General features: G+C 72.7%; 18 protein-coding genes. 10 read left to right on the top strand and 8 right to left on the bottom strand.

Annotated elements, in window-relative coordinates; translation table 11 throughout:
• The first annotated feature begins 93 nt into the window (after positions 1-93).
• From ACF09C_RS36360 to ACF09C_RS36350, 3 genes are read left to right on the top strand one after another with little or no spacing between them, the layout of a single operon-like run.
• Positions 94-1,236 carry a lipid-transfer protein gene (locus tag ACF09C_RS36360; protein ID WP_392097827.1) on the top strand — a complete coding sequence of 381 codons (1,143 nt, stop codon included), beginning with the start codon at positions 94-96 and terminating at the stop codon, positions 1,234-1,236.
• Positions 1,237-1,258: 22 nt separating this feature from the next.
• Positions 1,259-1,684: an OB-fold domain-containing protein gene (locus ACF09C_RS36355; protein ID WP_362416352.1), complete on the top strand. Its 426-nt coding sequence runs from the start codon at positions 1,259-1,261 to the stop codon at positions 1,682-1,684.
• Entirely contained in the window at positions 1,681-2,457 is a 777-nt protein-coding gene (locus tag ACF09C_RS36350) for an enoyl-CoA hydratase/isomerase family protein (protein WP_392097826.1), read from the top strand. Before ACF09C_RS36355 ends, ACF09C_RS36350 begins: the two co-directional genes overlap by 4 nt.
• Positions 2,458-2,490: 33 nt before the next feature.
• On the opposite strand, the gene ACF09C_RS36345 is transcribed toward ACF09C_RS36350, so the two are convergent.
• Entirely contained in the window at positions 2,491-2,991 is a 501-nt protein-coding gene (locus ACF09C_RS36345; protein WP_392097824.1) for a hypothetical protein, read from the bottom strand.
• A 78-nt stretch (positions 2,992-3,069) separates the two neighbouring features.
• Positions 3,070-3,651, bottom strand: coding sequence for a hypothetical protein (locus ACF09C_RS36340; protein WP_392097823.1), 582 nt, complete (start codon positions 3,649-3,651; stop codon positions 3,070-3,072).
• A gap of 107 nt (positions 3,652-3,758) precedes the next feature.
• Here ACF09C_RS36340 and ACF09C_RS36335 point away from each other — a divergent pair, with 107 nt between their 5' ends.
• The gene (locus tag ACF09C_RS36335) at positions 3,759-4,421 is read left to right on the top strand and encodes a hypothetical protein (protein ID WP_392097821.1); all 663 of its coding nucleotides are present in this window, start codon (positions 3,759-3,761) and stop codon (positions 4,419-4,421) included.
• A 43-nt stretch (positions 4,422-4,464) separates the two neighbouring features.
• Here the strand turns inward: ACF09C_RS36335 and ACF09C_RS36330 are convergent, their stop codons facing one another.
• Positions 4,465-6,858, bottom strand: coding sequence for a serine/threonine-protein kinase (locus tag ACF09C_RS36330; RefSeq protein WP_392097819.1), 2,394 nt, complete (start codon positions 6,856-6,858; stop codon positions 4,465-4,467).
• A gap of 103 nt (positions 6,859-6,961) precedes the next feature.
• Positions 6,962-7,849 carry a VOC family protein gene (locus ACF09C_RS36325; protein WP_392097818.1) on the bottom strand — a complete coding sequence of 296 codons (888 nt, stop codon included), beginning with the start codon at positions 7,847-7,849 and terminating at the stop codon, positions 6,962-6,964.
• A gap of 294 nt (positions 7,850-8,143) precedes the next feature.
• On the opposite strand from ACF09C_RS36325, the gene ACF09C_RS36320 reads away from it, so the two are divergent.
• Complete coding sequence (locus tag ACF09C_RS36320; RefSeq protein ID WP_362013000.1) at positions 8,144-8,791, top strand: TetR family transcriptional regulator; 648 nt, start codon at positions 8,144-8,146, stop codon at positions 8,789-8,791.
• 166 nt (positions 8,792-8,957) lie between these two features.
• Here the strand turns inward: ACF09C_RS36320 and ACF09C_RS36315 are convergent, their stop codons facing one another.
• From ACF09C_RS36315 to ACF09C_RS36305, 3 genes are all read right to left on the bottom strand, one after another.
• A complete protein-coding gene (locus ACF09C_RS36315) occupies positions 8,958-9,428 on the bottom strand; it encodes a nitroreductase family deazaflavin-dependent oxidoreductase (protein WP_392097816.1) in 471 nt (156 codons plus the stop codon).
• Positions 9,428-10,612, bottom strand: a complete 1,185-nt coding sequence (locus ACF09C_RS36310; protein ID WP_392097814.1) for an acyl-CoA dehydrogenase family protein — start codon at positions 10,610-10,612, stop codon at positions 9,428-9,430. Before ACF09C_RS36310 ends, ACF09C_RS36315 begins: the two co-directional genes overlap by 1 nt.
• A gap of 140 nt (positions 10,613-10,752) precedes the next feature.
• Positions 10,753-11,124 (bottom strand): iron chaperone, encoded by a 372-nt coding sequence (locus ACF09C_RS36305; protein ID WP_392097812.1) that lies wholly within the window; start codon positions 11,122-11,124, stop codon positions 10,753-10,755.
• Positions 11,125-11,158: 34 nt separating this feature from the next.
• Here ACF09C_RS36305 and ACF09C_RS36300 point away from each other — a divergent pair, with 34 nt between their 5' ends.
• The 5 genes from ACF09C_RS36300 to ACF09C_RS36280 all read left to right on the top strand — a co-directional run bounded on the left by ACF09C_RS36300 (position 11,159) and on the right by ACF09C_RS36280 (position 17,136).
• Positions 11,159-12,334, top strand: coding sequence for an acetyl-CoA acetyltransferase (locus ACF09C_RS36300; RefSeq protein ID WP_392097810.1), 1,176 nt, complete (start codon positions 11,159-11,161; stop codon positions 12,332-12,334).
• A gap of 165 nt (positions 12,335-12,499) precedes the next feature.
• Positions 12,500-13,762, top strand: a complete 1,263-nt coding sequence (locus tag ACF09C_RS36295; RefSeq protein ID WP_392097808.1) for an FAD-dependent monooxygenase — start codon at positions 12,500-12,502, stop codon at positions 13,760-13,762.
• A gap of 79 nt (positions 13,763-13,841) precedes the next feature.
• Positions 13,842-16,139 carry an FG-GAP-like repeat-containing protein gene (locus ACF09C_RS36290; RefSeq protein WP_392097807.1) on the top strand — a complete coding sequence of 766 codons (2,298 nt, stop codon included), beginning with the start codon at positions 13,842-13,844 and terminating at the stop codon, positions 16,137-16,139.
• Between the two features lie 48 nt (positions 16,140-16,187).
• On the top strand, positions 16,188-16,844 hold the full coding sequence (locus ACF09C_RS36285) for a pyridoxal 5'-phosphate synthase (protein ID WP_392097805.1): 657 nt from the start codon (positions 16,188-16,190) through the stop codon (positions 16,842-16,844).
• A gap of 43 nt (positions 16,845-16,887) precedes the next feature.
• Positions 16,888-17,136, top strand: coding sequence for an SCO4226 family nickel-binding protein (locus ACF09C_RS36280; protein WP_392097803.1), 249 nt, complete (start codon positions 16,888-16,890; stop codon positions 17,134-17,136).
• Here ACF09C_RS36280 and ACF09C_RS36275 read toward each other — a convergent pair.
• Positions 17,126-18,997 carry an AMP-dependent synthetase/ligase gene (locus ACF09C_RS36275; protein WP_392097801.1) on the bottom strand — a complete coding sequence of 624 codons (1,872 nt, stop codon included), beginning with the start codon at positions 18,995-18,997 and terminating at the stop codon, positions 17,126-17,128. The genes ACF09C_RS36280 and ACF09C_RS36275 overlap by 11 nt on opposite strands.
• Between the last annotated feature and the right edge of the window lie 35 nt (positions 18,998-19,032).

Raw genomic sequence — 19,032 nt, 5'->3', positions numbered from 1 at the left:
ACCACACCGGCAGCTCATACCCGTAGCTGACTATCCGTCAGATTAGCTGTACCCTGACGCACTGTCAGCAGTGAGGACGATCGAGGGGGTCGCGTGCTCAAGGACCGCACAGCCATCGTCGGCATCGGTCAGACACCGTTCGCCAAACAGCTCCCCGAGTCGGAGAAGACCCTGGCCTGCCGGGCGATCCTCGCCGCCCTCGACGACGCCGGGATCGCCCCCTCCGAGGTCGACGGCTTCGCCTCGTACACGATGGAGGAGACCGACGAGGTCGAGGTCGCCAAGGCCATCGGCGCCGGGGACGTCACCTTCTTCTCCAAGATCGGGTACGGCGGCGGCGGCTCCTGCGCCACCGTCGGGCACCTCGCCGCCGCCGTCGCCACCGGACAGGCGAGCGTCGGCGTCGCCTGGCGGTCCCGGAAGCGCGGCTCCGGACCCCGCCCGTGGAAGAACACCGCCGTCCAGCTGCCCACGCCCGGCCAGTGGACCCGCCCCTTCGGGCTGCTGCGCCCCACCGACGAGATCGGCATGCTGGCCCGCCGCTACATGCACGAGTACGGCGCCACCCGCGACCACCTCTTCAACGTCGCCCTCGCCTGCCGCAACCGCGCCAACCAGAACCCGGCCGCGATCATGTACGAACGCCCGCTGACCCGCGAGATGTACATGACCGCCCGCTGGATCAGCGAACCCCTCTGCCTCTTCGACAACTGCCTGGAGACGGACGGCGCGTTGGCGTGCGTGATCGTCAGCGCCGAGCGGGCCCGCGATTGCCGCCAGAAGCCCGTGTACGTCCACTCCGCCGCCCAGGGCCTGCCAGCCCAGCACCACGGCATGGTCAACTACTGGAACGACGACCCGCTCACCGGACCCGCGTGGACCGCCGCCCGACACCTGTGGAAGCAGGCCGACTTCGGCCCCCAGGACGTCGACGTCGCCCAGATCTACGACGCGTTCACCCCGCTCATCCCGCTCTCCCTGGAGGGCTACGGCTTCTGCGAGCGCGGCGAGGGCGCCGCGTTCACCGAGGGCGGCGCCCTGGAGATCGGGGGCCGGCTGCCCATCAACACCGGCGGCGGCGGCCTCTCGGAGGCGTACGTCCACGGCTTCAACCTCATCAACGAGGGCGTGAAGCAGCTCCGGGGCAGCTCCACCGCCCAGGTCCCCGACGCCTCCACCTGCCTCGTCACCGCCGGCGAGGGCGTCCCCACATCGGCCGTCCTGCTGCGAGCCTGATCCTGAGGAGTTGAGTCCCACCATGCTCACACCTGTCGTGGACGAGGACGGGGCGCCCTTCTGGGAGTACGCCGCCCGGGGCGAGCTGCGGATCCAGGGCTGCGCCGACTGCGGCGAACTGCGTTTTCCGCCCCGGCCCTGCTGCCCGCACTGCCAGTCCTTCGCCGCCGAGTGGCGGCTGATGTCCGGACGCGGCCGGATCTGGTCGTACGTCCTGCCCCACCCGCCACTCCTGCCGGAGTACGCCGCGTTCGCCCCGTACAACGCCGTCGTCGTCGAGCTAGTCGAGGCGCCCCGCATCCGGCTCGTCGGCAACGTCGTCGCCACCCCGGACGCGGCGCTCGACTCGGTCGACCCGGCCCGGCTGCGGATCGGGGCGGGCGTCCGGGTGGCGTTCACCGAGGTCGACGGCATGGCCGTGCCGCGCTGGCTCCTGGAGCGCGGATGACCGTCACCGTCGCACGCGACAAGGAGACCGGCGTCGCGGTCGTCACCCTCGACCGGGCCGCGAAGCACAACGCCCTCACCCTGGACATGGCCCGGCAACTGGGCGAGATCTGGCGGGAGTTGCGCTACGACGACACCGTACGCGCGGCCGTCGTGACCGGCGCGGGACAGCGGGCCTTCTGCACCGGCATCGACCGGGCCGCGGCAGGCGACATCCCGCAGCCCTCCTCCCCGTACACGATCGACGACCCGCTCATCGCCATCGGCCCCAAGGCCAACGACCTGTGGAAACCGGTCGTCGCCGCCGTGGAGGGCATGGCCTGCGGCGGCGCGTTCTACCTGCTCGGCGAGGCCGAGTTCCTGATCGCCGGCGAAGGCGCCACCTTCTTCGACCCGCACACCACCTACGGGATGGTCAGCGCCTTCGAGACCATCCACATGGCGCAGCGGATGCCCTTCGGGGAGGTGGCCCGGATGGCCCTGATGGGCGGCGCCGAACGGATCTCGGCCCGCCGCGCGTACGAGACGGGCCTCGTCTCCGAGCTCACGACGGACGGCGGCGCGCTGGACGCCGCCCGCCGCGCCGCCGCCGTCATGGCCTCCTACCCGACCGAGGCGGTGCAGGGCACGGTCCGGGCGCTCTGGTCGGCCAAGGAGGCCACCCGCGCCCAGGCCCTCGCCCACGCACCGCACCTGGTCACGCTCGGGAACCTGCCGCCGGAACGGCAGTCCGAGCTGTTCACCCGGAGGGGGGACGGCTTCAGGCTCCGCTAGCTCCGCCAGGAGCCCTGGTCGCTACCGGACCGGTCAGGCGGTGGTGCGGTCGGCGTCGACGACGACGCACTGGTTGTACTCGGAGCCGGTACCGGTGCCGGTGTACGGCGTGGTCGCCTCGGCCGACTTCGACGCACCGGCCTCGACGCGCAGGTCGTCGACCTGCGCCATCGCCAGGGGGGCGCTCGGGTCGCCCTTGAACTGCAGGGAGACGTCGTAGAGGTAGGCCGAGGAGTCGCTGTTGGTGACCGTCACCTTGGCGACCAGGTTCTTGCCGTCGGCGCTGACCTTGCACTCGTCGATGCGGACGTCGCGCTTGGCCTTGTCCCTCGACGAGCCGCCGACACCGCCGGTGGTGACACCGCCACTGCTGCTGCTGGAGCCGGCGCTGTCGGAGCCGCCCGAGCTGCTGGAACTGCTGGAGCTGCTGGAACTGCCACCGCTGCAGCTGCCGCCGTTGGAGCCGCGGGCACCGGTCAGCGCGACCAGGGCGATACCGAAGACGGCGATGGCACGGACATGACGAAGCTTCACGCTTCAACCCCCGTTGAATGTGCGCAGAGCGCGAATGAGCGGAACGAGACGCCCTCGTTTTGACGAGCGCACGTCACCCTACTGGACGCGGACCCCTGCGATCGCACACGTCTTGACCCGGTCGACGGCCTTCGGCGACTCCATCGCGAGGTCGAAGGTCTTCGTCTCACCCGGCTCGACCGTCACGACCTTCTGCGCCTCGTCGACATCCACCCCGCCGGAGCCCTCGAAGTCGACCTCGACCTTGTACGTCGTGGTGACCGTCTCGCGCGAGGTGATCCGCAGGGTCGCCGTCGTGTCCGCCTTACGGGCCGGCTTGCCCTTCCGCTTCTTCTGCGCGGGCTTCACACAGTCCACGACCACCACGTCCACCGTGGAACTCGGCGAGGACGTCACGCTCGGCGTCGCGGGGGCCGTGGTGTAGTCGCTGCCACCGCTCGAACCGCTGCCGAGGTCGTCGCCGCTGTAGTCGTAGTCGTCGTTCTTCTTCTTGGAGCTGGAGCAGCCGCCCCCCGAACTCTTGCTCTTGCTCTTGCCCCCGCTGCTCCCGCCGCTCTTGCCGGTCTGGAAGCCCGTCAGCGCGAGCACCACCACCGTGAGCGTCGCCGCGAGCCTGAGCCCCCTGCGGCGCGCCGCCCCCGTCCCCGTCCCCGTTGCCATCCTCTGCTCCTCCTGTCGTGTCCGCGCCACCCTAGCGCCGCGTGGCGGGTCCCCCGTACCGGGCGTAGCGTCAAGACCGAGAGCCGGACCGGTAAGGAGGCCGATCGATGGTCCGCAACGTCATCGGCTCGGTCCTGGCCCTCGCCGGAGCGACGGCCGCCGTCTGGAGCCCCTTCCGTGCCTGGTACGACGGCCGTCACGGCAGCGACTACCGCATCGAGGACCTGTTCGGCGGCATCACCGACGCGAAGGCGGAGGTGATCGGTTCGATCCTGCTCCCGTTCGCCTTCGCGGCCGTCGTCACCCTGCTCGGCGTGGTGCTGCGCTCCCGGCTGCTCGTGGCGTTCGCCGGACTGGTCGTGCTCGGCTTCACCATCCTGTGGATGGTCCGCGTCGGGCAGGCCGAGGGCAGCCTGACGGTCGGCGGCGACGGTACGGGGCTCGGCGACGGCGTCGCGAACGCCTTCGGCGGCGGGCTCCTGCTGCTCCTCGGCGCGCTCGTCATGTCGGGCCGCACCCGCGCCCGCACCCTGCCCCTCGAACCCGAGCCGACGTACCCGACGTACCCCACGGGGCCCACGTACCCGACGCTGGACGGCGGGGGCGGCGAACCCACGCGGACGATGGACGTCCCCACCTGGGACCCCGACCGGGACCGGACCCAGGTCCAGGACTGGAACCAGGGCCGGGACTACGACCCCGGCGGCCAGGACTACGACTCCGGCGGCCAGGGCCAGGCTCCCGGCCCCGGCCGGAACGACCGCGCTTAGGGCCGGTGGCCCCGGGCGCCTTACGGCGCCGTCCCGCTCACCCTCACGCCCTCGGCGCCGAGCCGCGCCCCGTGGCCGTGCCCTTCACCGCGTCGAGCGCGTACACGCACCGGTCCTTGCTGCAGGCGTACACGACCCCGGCCCGCGCCACCGGCGAGCCGGTGATCTCGCCGCCGGTCGCCAGCTTCCAGCGCAGTTGGCCGCCCGTGGCGTCCAGCGTGTACAGGACGTGGTCCGCCGAGCCGAAGTGCACCCGCCCGTCGGCCACCACCGGCGTGCCGATCAGCTCGCCGCCCGCCGCGAACCGCCACTTCGGCGTGCCCGTGACCGCGTCGAGCGTGTACAGCGCACTGCCGCTGCCGACGTGCACGTTCCCGTCGACGACGAGCACCGGCTCGATCGACTGGCGGGACTCGGTCGCGATCCGCCAGCGGTCCTGGCCGGTGGTCGCGTCGAGGGCGTACACGGTGCCGAGGTAGTCGGCGAGGTAGACCCCGCCGCCCGTGACAGCGGGACCGGGGGCGAAGGCCGGCGGGGAGAGGAAGACCGCGGGCGCCTCGAAGTGCCAGCGGACGCGGCCGCCGGCCGTGTCGATGGAGAGCACGCGCGTACCGGCCGCGACATACACGCAGCCGTCCTCCGCCGGGGCCACCCGCACCGGCACGTTGCCGCAGGAGGCGGCGTCGCCGACGGGGTAGGACCAGCGCTCCACACCCGTGCGGGCGTCGAGCGCCTGGAGCCGGGCGTCCCGCCACACGTACACGGTGTCGCCGTGCACGGCGGGCCCCGCCTCCGGGGTCTCGAAGTCGGTCTGCGCGCCGGAGATCTCCCACAGCTTGGCGCCGTTGGACGCCTCCCAGCCCTGGACCCCGCCACCGCGCGTGCCGGTGACGACCGTGCCCCGGTCGACCTTGAGCGAGTACACCCAGGCGTCGGTCTGGAGCCGCCAGCGCTCGCTGCCGTCGGCGGCGTCGAGGGCGTACAGCGTGGGCCCGTCGGAGGCGTGGATACGGCCCTGGGCCACGGCCATCGACCAGGCGACGTCCCGGGTCTTGAACTGGCGGCGGCCGCTGGCCACGTCGAGGGCGTGCACCTCGAAGGAGGTGACGTAGAGCAGGTCGCCGTCGACGACCGGGGTGCCCCAGACGTCGTTGGACATCCGGAAGCGCCAGGGCCGCCAGTGCGCGGGTTCCGGCGGCGCGGGCTCCTGGGTCGGCGGGGGTACGGGCAGCCGGGCGCCCGGCTGGGGGCCGGGTTCCGGGGTGTTCGCGCCGCCGGGCGGGCGGACCCAGCCGGTGGCCGTGCTCGTGTCGACGACCCCGGCGAGGGCGGCGCGGGTGTCGGCGACCCGGAGGCCGGGGCCGATCGGGACGGCGGCGCCCGCGAGGCGTACCGGACCGCCGACCTCGGCGGGCGAGCCCGCGTGCCGGCCGCCGCCGTGGCCACCCTGACCGCCGGGGCGGCCGTCACCGCTCCACTCGGGCGGCTGCCGGGGCGGGCGCGGCGGGGTGGGCGGGGCGACCGGGCGCGGCGGGGTGCTCGGGCGGCCGTTGCGGCGGATCTCGATCATCTCGACGGCGGACCGCGGCAGCCAGGCCGAGGCCGTACCGCTGTCGTCGCTGCCGGGTCCGAAGAGGTGGGGCGCGAGCTGGGCCTGCAGATCGGCCGGGGTCGGACGCCGTGAGACGTCCATCTGCATGCAGGAGTCGATGAGCGGCCGCAGCTCGTCCGGCAGCCCCTCCAGGTCCGGGCCCTCGCGCAGCAGCATGAAGACGGTCTCGACGGGGTTGGCGCCGTGGAAGGGCGCGTGTCCTGTGGCGGCGAACACCAGCATGGACCCCAGCGAGAACACATCGCTCGCGCCGGTGACGCTGCGCGAGTCACGGGCCTGCTCGGGCGACATGTACGCGGGGGTGCCGACGGCGACGTTGGTCATGGTCAGCCGGGTGTTGGAGACCCCGGAGGCGATGCCGAAGTCGATCACCCGGGGGCCGTCCTCGACGACGAGGACGTTCGACGGCTTCAGGTCGCGGTGGACCAGGCCCGCGCCGTGGATGGACTGCAGGGCCTCGGCGACCCCGGCGGCCAGCCAGCGGACGGCCTGGGCCGGCAGCGGCCCGCACTCGTTCACTATCTCTTCGAGGGAGGGCGCGGGGACGTACGCGGTGGCCAGCCACGGCACGGCGGCCCGCGGGTCGGCGTCGACGACGGCGGCCGTGTAGAAACCGGAGACGGCCCGGGCGGCCTCGACCTCACGGGTGAAACGGACACGGAACAGCTGGTCCTCGGCGAGTTCGGTCCGCACGGTCTTGATCGCCACGCGCCGCCCGGAAGCCGAGCGCGCGAGATAGACCAGGCCCATGCCACCTGCACCGAGCCGGCCCAGCACCTCGAAGGGCCCGATCCGTCTCGGGTCGTGCTGCGTCAGCTGCTCCACTTGCCTGCCACCTCCCCGTACGGGCCATGAGGGTACGGCCCCGTGGCCCTGATTCTTCCTGTCCGAGGCGACGGTTGCGAACCCGGGGGCGGATCGGGGTGTCTCAGTTCATTTCGCCGGTGGGGGCGGGGGGCTTTTCGGCGGGTTCGGACGGGTCGGACGGGTCGGACGGTTCGGCGGACTCGGGTGCCGTGGCAGTCGGGGGGTTCTCGGGTTCCCGGGGTTCCGCGAGGATCGCGAAGCGGGCGCCCTGGTTGTCGTGGAGGACGGCGATGCGGCCGTGCGGGGTGTCGAAGGGCGGGTTCGTGACGCGGCCGCCGAGGGCGACGGCCGTCGCGCAGGTGGCGTCGCAGTCGGCCACGGCGAAGTAGACGAGGACGTGGCCGGGCATCGCGGCCGGGAAGGCGTCGGTGAGGACGGCCCGGCCGCCGAAGGCGGTGTCGTCGCCCGCGCGTGAGCCGGGCGGGGACCAGACGCGGTAGTCGAAGTCGTTCTCCCTGCCCTCCTCGTCCGGTTCGACCTGGCGGCCGAGGTAGCCGAAGACGGAGGCATAGAAGGTGTCGACCGCGTCCCGTTCCCTCGTATAGATCTCCATCCAGCAGAAGGAGCCGGGGAGCATCGTCTTCTCGAAGCCTTCGTCGTCGCCCGCCTGGCGCAGGCCGAAGACGGCTCCGCCGGGGTCGGCGGCGAGCGCGAGGACGCCGAAGGGCCCCACGGGGTACGGCTCCATGATCATCTGGCCGCCGGCGGCCTTGATCCGGGCGGCGAGCGTGCCGGCGTTCGCGGTGGCGAGGTAGACGGTCCAGGTGGTGGGCATCCGGCCGTCGCTCTTCGGTACGAGTCCGGCGACGCGCTTGCCGTCGCTGAGGGCCTCGTCGCGGTCGGGGTCGAAGGTCCAGCCGAAGAGCTCGCGGTAGAACCGCTTCCCCGCCTCCAGGTCGGGGAGCTGTGCCTCCACCCAGCAGGGGGTGCCCTCTGTGAATACCGCCATGGCTCCACGCTAGGTCGCGGGATGGCTCCGCGCACGCCCCGTAATCGAACATACCGCCATATAGGGAACCGCCGGGCCCGGTCTCCACAGAGTTGTCCACCGAAGTTGTCCACAGGCTGTTAATAAGCCTTTTCGAGCGGGACTCCTCCCGGCAGACCCCCGCGGGGCCCTCCCGCCCCCCTTCCACCCTCTCCGGGACCGCCCGAGCGCCGCCCGAGCGCCGCCCCGGAGGGGGTGCACCCCATTTGCAGTCGGCCGAATCGCGCGCCGATCACCCCTCGGTAAGCTGACGGCATGACAGGACAAGTACGCACCGTCGACGGCCGCGTGGCCGGACGACGCGGTCAGGCGACGCGGCAGAAGCTGCTCGACTGCCTCAGCGAGATGCTCAGCTCCTCGCCGTACCGGGACGTCAAGGTCATCGACGTGGCCCGGAAGGCGGGCACTTCTCCCGCGACGTTCTACCAGTACTTCCCCGACGTCGAGGGTGCCGTCCTCGAGATCGCGGAGGAAATGGCCAAGGAGGGCGCCGCGTTGACCGAGCTGGTCTCCGGCCGCTCCTGGGTCGGCAAGGCCGGCTGGCAGACGTCCGAGGAACTGGTCGAGGGCTTCCTGGACTTCTGGCGCCGACACGACGCGATCCTGCGGGTCGTGGACCTCGGCGCCGCCGAGGGCGACAAGCGGTTCTACAAGATCCGCATGAAGATCCTGAACTCCGTCACCAACTCCCTTACGGACGCGGTGAAGGACCTCCAGGCCAAGGGGAAGGTCGACAAGGACGTCAGCCCCGCGGCGATGGCAGGCTCCCTGGTGGCGATGCTGGCCTCGGTGGCCGGCCACCAGAAGGGGTTCCAGACCTGGGGCGTGAAGCAGGCCGAACTCAAGCCGAACCTGGCGCTGTTGGTGCACCTGGGGATCACGGGCAAGAAGCCGACGAAGTAGGCGGCACCACCCGGCCCCCACCTGCCCGCACCCGGCCACGCCCGGCCCCCACGCGCCGCACGTCGGCCGCCCTCCGTCCTGTCGCGCCGGTGGCGGTGCTCTTCACGAGACCGCCGCCGGCGTTCCCCTGTCCGAGGCGGGTGCGGCGCGCGCGTTCCGACGCCCCTCAGCGCCTCGTCAGCCGGAAGAGCCTGATCTCCCGCTCCACCCGCGCCTGGTACGTGGCGTACGGCGGCCAGAACCCGAGCGCGGCCTGCCAGGCTGCGGCCCGCTCCTCCCCCGCGAGCAGCTCCGCCCGCACCGGGATCGTCTCGCCGCGCCAACTCACCTCCACCTCGGGGTGTTTCAGCAGGTTCCCGGTCCATGCCGGGTGGCCGTCCCGCCCGAAGTTGGAGCCGATCAGCAGCCAGGTACCGGCGGGCTCGGGCATGCACGCGAGCGGCGTCACCCTCGGCTGCCCCGACCTGGCGCCCTTCGCCGTCAGGATGAGCCCCGGCAGCATCTGGGCGCTCAGCATCACCTTGCCGCGCGTCAGCCGGTGCACGGCCCGGTCCATCGCCGGGATGAAGTGCGGGGCGACCTTCGCGAACGTCCGCGTGGACGACACCTTCTGCATCAGACGCACACCGACGGGCATCAGGCCGCCACCTCTCCGAAGAGTCCTGTCACCTGGGCCGCGCGCTCGCGCAGCCGCCGCGCGGGCCCGAACAGCAGCTCGTCCGCCGTCGCCCGCTTGAAGTACAGATGCGCCTCGTGCTCCCAGGTGAAGCCGATGCCGCCGTGCAGCTGGATCGTCTCGCCGGCCACCGTCCGCAGCGCCTCCAGGGCCGCGGCGAGGGCGAGCGCGCCCGTGCCCCCGCCCGCGCCGGCCGGTGCGCGGGCGGCGGCGTAGGTCAGCGAGCGGGCCGCCTCCACCTGGACGTACAGGTCGGCGACCCGGTGCTTGACCGCCTGGAAGGAGCCGACGGGCCGCCCGAACTGCTCGCGGGAGCCGACGTACTCGACCGTGCGGTCCAGGGCGGCCTGGGCCGCGCCGACGGCCTCGGCCGCGAGCGCCACGGCCGCCGTCCGCCCGGCCCCGGCGAGCGCCCCGAGCACGTCGACCGGCTCCTCGCCGAGCAACTCGGCCTCTACGTCCCTCAGTTGGATCGAGCCCTGGGAGCGGGTCGCGTCCAGGGCCGGCTGCCGTGCGCGGACGAGTCCGGCGGCATCCCCGCGGACGAGGAAGAGCAGGGTCCGGCTGCGCGCGAAGCCGCCGGCGTGGGCGGCGACCAGGAGCAGCCCCGCGCTGTGCCCGTCGAGGACCTGGGTGGCCTCCCCGTACAGCTGCCAGCCGCCGCCGTCGACGGCCCGCGCCTGGACGCCGCCGGCCCGGCCGCCGCCCGCGGCCCAGGCACCGTTGTCGCCGGTCAGCCCGAGAGCGCGCGAGAGCGAGCCGCCGGGCACGGCGAGTGCGCAGGTCAGCGTGCCGTCCGCGATGCGCGGCAGCAGGTCGGTGCGCTGCGGTCCGGTGCCGAGGGCGTGGATCACGGGGGCGGCGAGGAGGGCGGTGGCGAGGAGCGGCGAGGGGGCGAGGGCCCGGCCGGTCTCCTCGCAGGCGAGGACCAGTTCGGCGGGGCCGCAGCCGACGCCCCCGTACTCCTCGGGCAGGGCGAGGCCGGGCAGTCCGAGGGTGCCGGACATCCGGTGCCACAGGTCGGTGTCGTACCCCTCGGGGGTGGCGACGGCGGCGCGGACCTCGGCGGGCCCGGAGCGTTTGGCGAGCAGTTCGCGCAGGGTGCGGCGGATCTCGTCCTGCTCCGCGGTGAAGGCGGCGTCCATGGAGCTCCCCTCCGTATCTGACGGCCCGTCATGTTAGGGCGGGCGGGGTCAGAAACCCAGAGCGCGGAGCCAGAAACCCAGGGCACGGAGCGGAGAAACCCGGCGCCGGGAGCGCGCCGGAGCAGCGGATCCGCGCCGGATCAGCAGATCTCGCCGGGCGCCTTCGCCGTCGCCCGCAGCAGATCCCGTACGAGGGTGAAGTCCACCCGCTCCGGGCGGCGGAAGCGCAGGCAGCCCTTGCCCATGTCCTGGTCGGCGAGCCGCTCCTCGAACCCTTCACGGACGTCCGGCCGCATCAAGTAGAAGGAGATGTACTGCTTCTGCGAGGCGAAGGCGATCTCCGGCTCACCGCCGGGTCTGCGGTAGGTGGGCATCCCGTACGCCATGGCCTCCTCGAAGCCGTGGAGTTCGGTGCGACAGAGCTCGCGCAGCCGGACGAGCGCCGTCAGGCGGTCCGGGTCCATGACCTCCTCCAGGTAGCCGTCGACGTCTTCGGCCGTGCTGCTCGCCATCCCGAAACTCCTTATCTGATGTACCGTCAGATTCATGCCCACCACTTCACGGAACCGCGACCGCGCCGGGCGACGCGTCGCCGTCGTCGGCATATCCCTCTCCGACTGCGGCCGGGTCGACGAGGCCACTCCCTACACTCTGCACGCCCAGGCGGCCCGCCGCGCCCTCGCGGACAGCGGACTCGACCGGTCGGTGATCGACGGCCTGGCCTCGGCGGGGCTCGGCACCCTCGCCCCGGTCGAGGTCGCCGAGTACCTGGGGCTCCGACCCCGCTGGGTGGACTCGACCGCCGTCGGCGGCGCCACCTGGGAGGTCATGGCCGCCCACGCCGCCGACGCCATCGCGGCCGGCCACGCCAACGCCGTCCTGCTCGTCTACGGCTCGACCGCCCGCGCCGACATCAAGGCCCGCCGCCGCACCTCGAACCTCTCCTTCGGGGCGCGCGGCCCGCTCCAGTTCGAGGCCCCCTACGGGCACACCCTGATCGCCAAGTACGCGATGGCCGCCCGGCGCCATATGCACGAGTACGGGACGACCCTGGAGCAGCTCGCCGAGGTCGCCGTCCAGGCGCGGGCGAACGCGGCGCTCAACCCGGAGGCGATGTTCCGCGAGCCGGTCACGGTCGACGAGGTGCTCGGCGGTCCGATGATCGCCGACCCGTTCACCAAGCTGCACTGCTGCATCCGCAGCGACGGCGGCTGCGCGGTGCTGCTCGCCGCCGAGGAGTACGTACCGGACACGGCGAAGGCGCCGGTCTGGATCCTCGGCACGGGCGAACACGTCTCGCACACCACGATGTCGGAGTGGGAGGACTTCACGGTCTCCCCCGCGGCGGTCAGCGGCCGGCTCGCGTTCGAGCGGGCGGGCGTCACCCCGGCGGACATCGACCTCGCGGAGGTCTACGACGCCTTCACGTACATGACGCTGGTGACCCTGGAGGACCTGGGCTTCTGCGCGAAGGGGGAGGGCGGCGCGTTCGTGGAGGCGAAGGACCACCTGCCGGTGAACACCGACGGCGGCGGACTCTCGGCCTGCCATCCCGGCATGCGCGGCCTGTTCCTCCTGGTGGAGGCGGTCCGCCAGCTCCGCGGCGAGGCCCCGGGACTCCAGGTCCGGCGCCCGGACGGCAGCCTGCCGGAACTGGCGGTGGCGTCGGGCACGGGCGGCTGGTTCTGCTCGTCGGGGACGGTGGTGCTGGGCCGGGGCTGAGGCAGGGACGGACGCGGGGACGGACACAGAGGCGCGGGCACGGGCCGGCGCCTCCGCGCCCAAGAATCTATACAAGCGTCATAGACAGCCGTGTAGGACAACCGTATAGTCGTGGGTGCGGGGCCGGACCGGCCTCGCACCCACGACCGCGACAGGAGTCCTGCCATGCCGACGACGCCCGCACCGCTCACCAACCGCACGGTCCTCATCTCCGGCGCCTCCATCGCCGGCCCCGCCCTCGCCCTCCTGCTCCGCCGCCACGGCTTCACCCCCACCGTCGTCGAGCGCGCCCCCGAACTCCGCACCGGCGGCTACAAGGTCGACATCCGGGGCACCGCCATCGAGGTCTGCCGCCGCCTCGGGATCCTCGACGAGGTCCGGGCCGGATCCACGGACATGGACGGCGGCTCCTACGTCGACGCGAAGGGCCGCACGATCGGCGAGCTGCCCGCGGAGATCTTCGGTGGCCGGGTCGAGGAGGACGACGAGATCATGCGCGGCGACCTCGCCCGCATCCTGTACGAGCGGACCCGCGACGACGTCGAGTACGTCTTCGGCGACTCGATCGCGGCCCTGCACGACGACGGCGACGGCGTCGACGTCACCTTCGAGAGCGGCACCCGCCGCCGCTTCGACCTCGTGGTCGGCGCCGACGGCATGCACTCGAACACCCGGCGCCTCGCCTTCGGCGACGAGCGGCGCTTCACCCGCCACCTGGGCGCGTACATCTCGATCTTCTCCGCCCCGAACCACCTCGGCCTCATCCGCTGGGAGACGTACCACGCCCGCCCGGGGAAGCTGATCTCCGTCTACAGCACCGCAGGCGAGCAGGCGCACACCGCGAAGAACCTCTTCGTCTTCTCCTCGCCCGAGGAGCTCTCCTACGACCGCCGGGACACGGCCGCCCAGAAGCGGCTGCTCGCCGAGGCCTTCGCGGGCGACGACTGGGAGATCCCGCGCCTGATCGCCGACTCGGCCGACGCCGAGGACTTCTACTTCGACTCCATCGCGCTCGTCGAGATGGACCGCTGGTCGAGCGGCCGGGTCGTCCTCATCGGCGACGCCGCCCACTGCGTCTCCCCCGCCGCGGGCCAGGGCACCGGCCTCGCCCTCATCGGCGCGTACGTCCTCGCGGGCGAACTCGCGGCGGCGAGCGGCGACCACCGCACGGCCTTCGCCGCGTACGAGCGGGTGATGCGCCCGGGCGTGGAGCTGAACCAGCGGTTCGCGGCACGGTTCGCGAAGGAGATGACGGTCTCCTCCCGCTGGAAGATCGCCCTCCGCATGGCCATGGTCCGCACGCTCCCCCGCACCCCGTGGAAGAACCTGATCGCGAAGAAGATCCGCGACGACATCCAGCGCGCGGCGAACGCGGTCCCGCTGAAGGAGTACGGCCACGAGCGCGCGGCGCGGCACGCCTCCTTCTGACCAGGGGCAACAACCCCTACCCGGACGAGAGTCGGCCGAGGCGACCGGCTACTGTCCTGCCCTCCAGGGGAGGAACACCATGAAGGAAACGCACAGACACGGCCGCCGCCTGACGGCCCTCGCCGTCGCCACCGCCCTCGCGGCCACCGGGGGGACGCTGGCCGCGCCCACGGCCGTGGCCGCCGTGACCGCCGTACCGGCGAACGCCGCCGACACGGCGCCGCAGCAGACGACCCCCGTACGGTTCCCGCTGAACGCGGAGGTCGTCAGCGCCGGCACCACGGGCTTCCTGTCGAAGACCAACACCGCCACCCCCGAGTACCGCTGGACGCGGTACGCGGACGGCACGTCGACCGTGCTGCCGGGCGCCGCGCTGATGACCGGCGGGGCGTCGGACTACGTGGTGACGGGGGAGAAGGCGGATCCGATCGACAACCGGGTCCTGAAGATCCACGACATGAGGGCGCCATCGGCAGCTCCGGTCGAGGTGGACCTCGACAAGCTCGGCGCCGACTACTGGTTCGCGGGCGCGATCGGCTCGACGCTGATCGTCTTTGTGGAATCGCCGGAGGGCGGTTGGCTGCCCCACCTCCTCACCGTCGAGGGCGGTTCCCTGACAGACCGCCCGGTGAGCGGCATGGCGCACGGAGTCTGCGACTTCAACGTGACGGCGTACGCCACGGACACCGCGGTGTTCGACTGCGGGCTCGGACTGGACGAGACCCGGGGGAAGGCCGTCGTCGATCTCACCACGGCCTCCGTCGTCTCCACCCACGTCCAGGCCGGCTCGCCCGCCCGGCTGTGGGAGGCAGCCGTCTCCGGCACGCATGTGGCATGGCACGAGTGGGTGGACGGTGAGGTGGTGATCGGCGCCGCACGACGTGGCTCGACCGAGACCAGGCGGATCCGGACGAAGAGCTACTACGAGGACGACTTCCGGCTGGTGGGCGCCTGGGTGACCCTCGGCGAACCCTCCCGACTCGAGCAGGGCGGAGCCTGGTGGCACGGTCAGCAGCACAATCCGCCACGGCCCCTCACGGCCGAGTCGGCGGAGACCGGCGAGACCGTCGAACTCCTCACGCACCTCTCCTCCTCCGTCCCCGCCCCCGACGGCTCCCTGATGGTGCGGGGTGGCACCCTGGCGGCGGGCGAGGGCCTCTACCGGGTCGCCCTCGGCGCTGACGGGAAGCCGGCCGCCACGATGGTCGCGCCGACCGGCCAGGCGACCGCCGTGACCCTGCTCGGCAGCACCGTCCCGACCGTGGTCACCGGCGACCAGCTCACCAAGGGCGTCGACTTCAGCTGGAACCTGTCCCGGGGCGACGCGTGGGTCTGGGCCGACCTGATCCATGTACGAACCGGCAAGCGCGTGCAGCGGCCGCTCGTCGACGAAACGAGCACCGACACGTCTCCGCGCACGGTCAGCCTGCACTGGAACGGCAAGGACCTCTCCAGCTACGACTCCACCAGCCCCGCGCCGAACGGGGAGTACATCTGGGAACTGACCGCGCGCCCCGACGACGGCATCGGCCCCGAACTGAAGACCACCGGTCGATTCACCGTGACCCGGCCCGTGGGCACGCACGACCACGACGACGACGGCACTCCCGACGTGTTCGTCCGCGGCTGGGATGACGGGCGTCTGGTGCGCCTCGAAACGAAGCCCTCCGACGCGGGCGACAGCATCCAGCGCGACGGCGCCTCGACGGTCGGCGCCGGCTGGCAGATCTACGACCGGATAGAGGCCACCGGCAACATCGCCGGCACCTCCGTCGCCGACGCCGCCGCCCGGGACAAGAGCGGTGTGCTCTGGCTCTACCAGGGCACCGGCCTCGGGGAGACGCCGTTCCTGACCCGGACGAGGATCGGTGCCGGCTGGCAGATCTACGACCGGATCGCCGGCGGGAGCGACCTCACCAACGACGGCAAGGCCGACCTGCTGGCCACCGACACGGCGGGCGTCCTCTGGCTCTACACCGGCACGGGCAACGCCAACGCGCCCTTCGCCACGCGGAAGAAGATCGGCGGCGGCTGGGGGATCTACAACCAGCTCACCGCCGCCGGCAACCTCGCGGGCGCCCCCGCAGGCGACCTCGTCGCCCGGGACAAGGACGGCGTGCTCTGGCTGTACCTCGGCAAGGGCGACGGCACCTTCGCCACGCGGATCCGGATCGGCGCCGGCTGGAACGCGTTCAAGGACGTCATCGGCATCGGCGACGGCAACGGCGACGGCCGCCCCGACCTGCTCGCGCTGCGGGACACGTCGGGCAGCAGGGCGTCCTTCTACGCCGGTACCGGCGACTGGCGCGCGCCGTTCAAGCCGGGGAAGGTCACCGACGCACTCCCGAACGACGTGTCGTACGAATCCGCCTTCTGACGCCCCACGCCGGAGCGGCCCCCACCCGCTCCGGCCTACGCTTCCCGCATGACCGACTTCGACCGCACCCTCCACTCCCTCCGCGTCTGGGACACCACCCTGCCGTCCTTCGCGCCGGAGACCGCGCCCGCCGAGCCGCTGCCGCTGTTCCACGACTGGTTCGTTGCGGCGGCAGGGGCCGGGCAGGTGGAGCCGCACACCATGTCCCTGGCGACCGTGGACGAGGACGGGCGGCCCGATGTCCGGATCGTGATGCTGCACGGGGCCGACGCGCGCGGGTGGCACTTCGCGTCGCACGCCACCAGCGCCAAGGGCCGCCAGCTCGCCGCCCGCCCCGAGGCCGCGCTGGGCTTCTACTGGCCCGCGCAGGGCCGCCAGGTCCGGGTCAGGGGCCCGGTCTCCACCGCGCCGCGCGACGAGGCGTACGCCGATCTGCACGCCCGCACCACCGGCGCCCTGGCCTCCGCGCTCGTGGGCCGGCAGAGCGAGGTGCTCGGGTCGTTGGACGAGCTGCGCCGGGTGAGCGAGGCGGCCTGGGAGCGGGCCGAGGCGGAGCCGGGGGCGCATGCCGAGAGCTGGACGCTGTACGTCCTGGAGCCGGCCGAGGTCGAGTTCTTCCAGGGCGACGAGCGCCGCCGGCACGTGCGGCTCCGGTACCACCGCGACGCAACGGGTGGCTGGGCGCGGGAGCTGCTCTGGCCGTGACCCCGCGCCGGGGCGCACCATGGAGGGAGGAGGTGGGAGAACCATGGGTACGTACATGGATGTCCACCGGAACATGGTGGGGATCACCGCCGATCAGCTGAGGGAAGCGCACGCGGCCGACCTCGCGATCGAGAAGGACGAGGGCGTCCACTTCGAGAAGGCGTGGGCGGACCCGGAGTCCGGCACGGTCTACTGCCTGTCCCACGGGCCCTCGGCCGACGCGGTGCAGCGCATTCACGCCCGTACGGGCCACGCCGCCGACGAGATACACGAAGTGAGCCTCATGGTCTGACGACCGCGTCCTCGCCCCCGTACATCTCCTCGACCTCGTCCGCGAAGTCGCGCAGCACCGCCGCGCGCCGCAGCTTCAGCGAGGGCGTCAGGTGGCCGCTCCGCTCCGACCACTCGCCGGCCAGGACACGGAAGGCGCGGATGGACTCGGCCCGGGAGACCAGCCGGTTGGCGTCGTCCACGGCGCGCTGGAGCACGCCGAGGAGTTCCTCGTCGTCGGCGAGCCGCCGCAGCGGGAGATGGTCCTTCTTCCGCATCCGCCGCCAGTGGACGAGCCCCTCCTGGTCCAGGGTGAGCAGCGCGGTGATGTACGGGCGGTTGTCGCCGAGAACCATGCACTGGCCGATCAGCGGGTGGGCGCGGAGCCAGTCCTCCAGCGGGGCGGGGGTGACGTTCTTGCCCGCCGAGGTGATCAGGATGTCCTTCTTCCGGCCGGTGATCCGCAGATAGCCGTCCTCGTCGAGCGTGCCGAGGTCGCCCGTCGGGAACCAGCCCTCGTCGGTGCAGGGCACGGCGGCTTCGCGCTGGGCGTCCCAGTAGCCGGCGAAGACGTGGCCGCCCGCGAGCCAGACCTCGCCGTCGTCGGCGATCCGCACCGCCGTTCCCGGCAGCGGCCGGCCCACGGTGCCGGTGCGGGGGCGCCGGGGCGGGGTGACCGTGGAGGCCGCGCAGGTCTCGGTGAGGCCGTACCCCTCGTAGACGTCGATCCCGGCGCCCGAGTAGAACTCCGAGAGCCGGGTGCCCAGCGGGGAGCCGCCGCAGATGACGTGCCGCACGCGCCCGCCGAGGGCGTCCCTGATCCGCCGGTAGACCAGCGGGTCGTAGAGCGCGCGGGCGGCGCGCAGCCCGAGCGAGGGCTCGTCCTCGTGTCCGTACCGGCGGGCGACCCGGGCGGCACGGTCGAAGGAGGAGGCCCGGCCGCTCCGCTCCGCCGTCGCCCGGGCGGAGTTGTACACCTTCTCCAGGACGTACGGGATGGCCAGCAGGAACGTGGGCCGGAAGCCGGCCAGGTCGGCGAGCAGGTCACCGTTCTCGATGGACGGCGCGTGGCCCAGCCTGACCCGGGCCCGTACGCAGCCGATGGCGACCATCCGGCCGAAGACGTGCGCGAGGGGCAGGAAGAGCAGGGTCGCGGGCGCCTCCTTGCTGAGTTCGCGGAAGACGGGGTGCAGGAAGGCGACGGCGTTGTCGACCTCGGCGAAGAAGTTGCCGTGGGTCAGGGCGCAGCCCTTGGGGCGGCCGGTGGTGCCCGAGGTGTAGACGAGGGTGGCGAGGGTCTCGGGGCCCAGCAGGGCGCGCCGGGCGGTCACGGCCTCGTCGGGGACCTGCTCCCCGGCGCGGCGCAACTGGTCGACGGCGCCCGCGTCGAGGACCCACAGATGCGCGAGCCCGGGCAGTCCGCGGCGCTCGGTGGAGACGAGCCGGCCCTGCGCGGGGTCCTCGACGACACAGGCGACGGCCCCGGAGTCCTGGAGGATCCAGCGGGTCTGGAAGGCGGAGGAGGTGGGGTAGACGGGGACGGTGACCAGACCGGCGGCCCAGGCCGCGAAGTCGATCAGGGTCCATTCGTAGGTGGTGCGCGCCATCAGCGCGAGCCGGTCGCCGGGCTGCAGCCCCGCGGCGATCAACCCCTTCGCGACGGCGTGGACTTCGGCGGCGAAGGCGGCCGCGGTGACGTCGGCCCAGCCGCCGTCGGGGCGCTTGCGGCCGAAGACGACGGCGTCCGGCTCCGCGGCCGCGTTGCCGTAGGGAACGTCGGCGAGCGAACCGCCGCGGACCGGCGGGACGAGCGGCGGTACGGAAGCCTCCCGTACCTCTCCAGCGACGAGGGTGATCCGAGGCTGGGGCTCGGTGACGGACACGTGGGGCTCCTGGGCGCGGGTAACTCCGAGTAACT

The organism is Streptomyces sp. NPDC014870, from assembly GCF_043081505.1.
Taxonomy (GTDB): Bacteria; Actinomycetota; Actinomycetes; order Streptomycetales; family Streptomycetaceae; genus Streptomyces.
This window is presented reverse-complemented; position numbering and strand designations above follow the sequence as displayed.

What these genes read in the sequence shown, in the direction of transcription:
- ACF09C_RS36355 (WP_362416352.1), top strand. Translation starts at nt 1,259, where the DNA reads ATGCTCACACCTGTCGTGGACGAGGACGGGGCGCCCTTCTGGGAGTAC.
- ACF09C_RS36350 (WP_392097826.1), top strand. Translation starts at nt 1,681, where the DNA reads ATGACCGTCACCGTCGCACGCGACAAGGAGACCGGCGTCGCGGTCGTC.
- ACF09C_RS36340 (WP_392097823.1), bottom strand. Translation starts at nt 3,651, where the DNA reads ATGGCAACGGGGACGGGGACGGGGGCGGCGCGCCGCAGGGGGCTCAGG.
- ACF09C_RS36335 (WP_392097821.1), top strand. Translation starts at nt 3,759, where the DNA reads ATGGTCCGCAACGTCATCGGCTCGGTCCTGGCCCTCGCCGGAGCGACG.
- ACF09C_RS36325 (WP_392097818.1), bottom strand. Translation starts at nt 7,849, where the DNA reads ATGGCGGTATTCACAGAGGGCACCCCCTGCTGGGTGGAGGCACAGCTC.
- ACF09C_RS36320 (WP_362013000.1), top strand. Translation starts at nt 8,144, where the DNA reads ATGACAGGACAAGTACGCACCGTCGACGGCCGCGTGGCCGGACGACGC.
- ACF09C_RS36315 (WP_392097816.1), bottom strand. Translation starts at nt 9,428, where the DNA reads ATGCCCGTCGGTGTGCGTCTGATGCAGAAGGTGTCGTCCACGCGGACG.
- ACF09C_RS36310 (WP_392097814.1), bottom strand. Translation starts at nt 10,612, where the DNA reads ATGGACGCCGCCTTCACCGCGGAGCAGGACGAGATCCGCCGCACCCTG.
- ACF09C_RS36305 (WP_392097812.1), bottom strand. Translation starts at nt 11,124, where the DNA reads ATGGCGAGCAGCACGGCCGAAGACGTCGACGGCTACCTGGAGGAGGTC.
- ACF09C_RS36300 (WP_392097810.1), top strand. Translation starts at nt 11,159, where the DNA reads ATGCCCACCACTTCACGGAACCGCGACCGCGCCGGGCGACGCGTCGCC.
- ACF09C_RS36295 (WP_392097808.1), top strand. Translation starts at nt 12,500, where the DNA reads ATGCCGACGACGCCCGCACCGCTCACCAACCGCACGGTCCTCATCTCC.
- ACF09C_RS36290 (WP_392097807.1), top strand. Translation starts at nt 13,842, where the DNA reads ATGAAGGAAACGCACAGACACGGCCGCCGCCTGACGGCCCTCGCCGTC.
- ACF09C_RS36285 (WP_392097805.1), top strand. Translation starts at nt 16,188, where the DNA reads ATGACCGACTTCGACCGCACCCTCCACTCCCTCCGCGTCTGGGACACC.
- ACF09C_RS36280 (WP_392097803.1), top strand. Translation starts at nt 16,888, where the DNA reads ATGGGTACGTACATGGATGTCCACCGGAACATGGTGGGGATCACCGCC.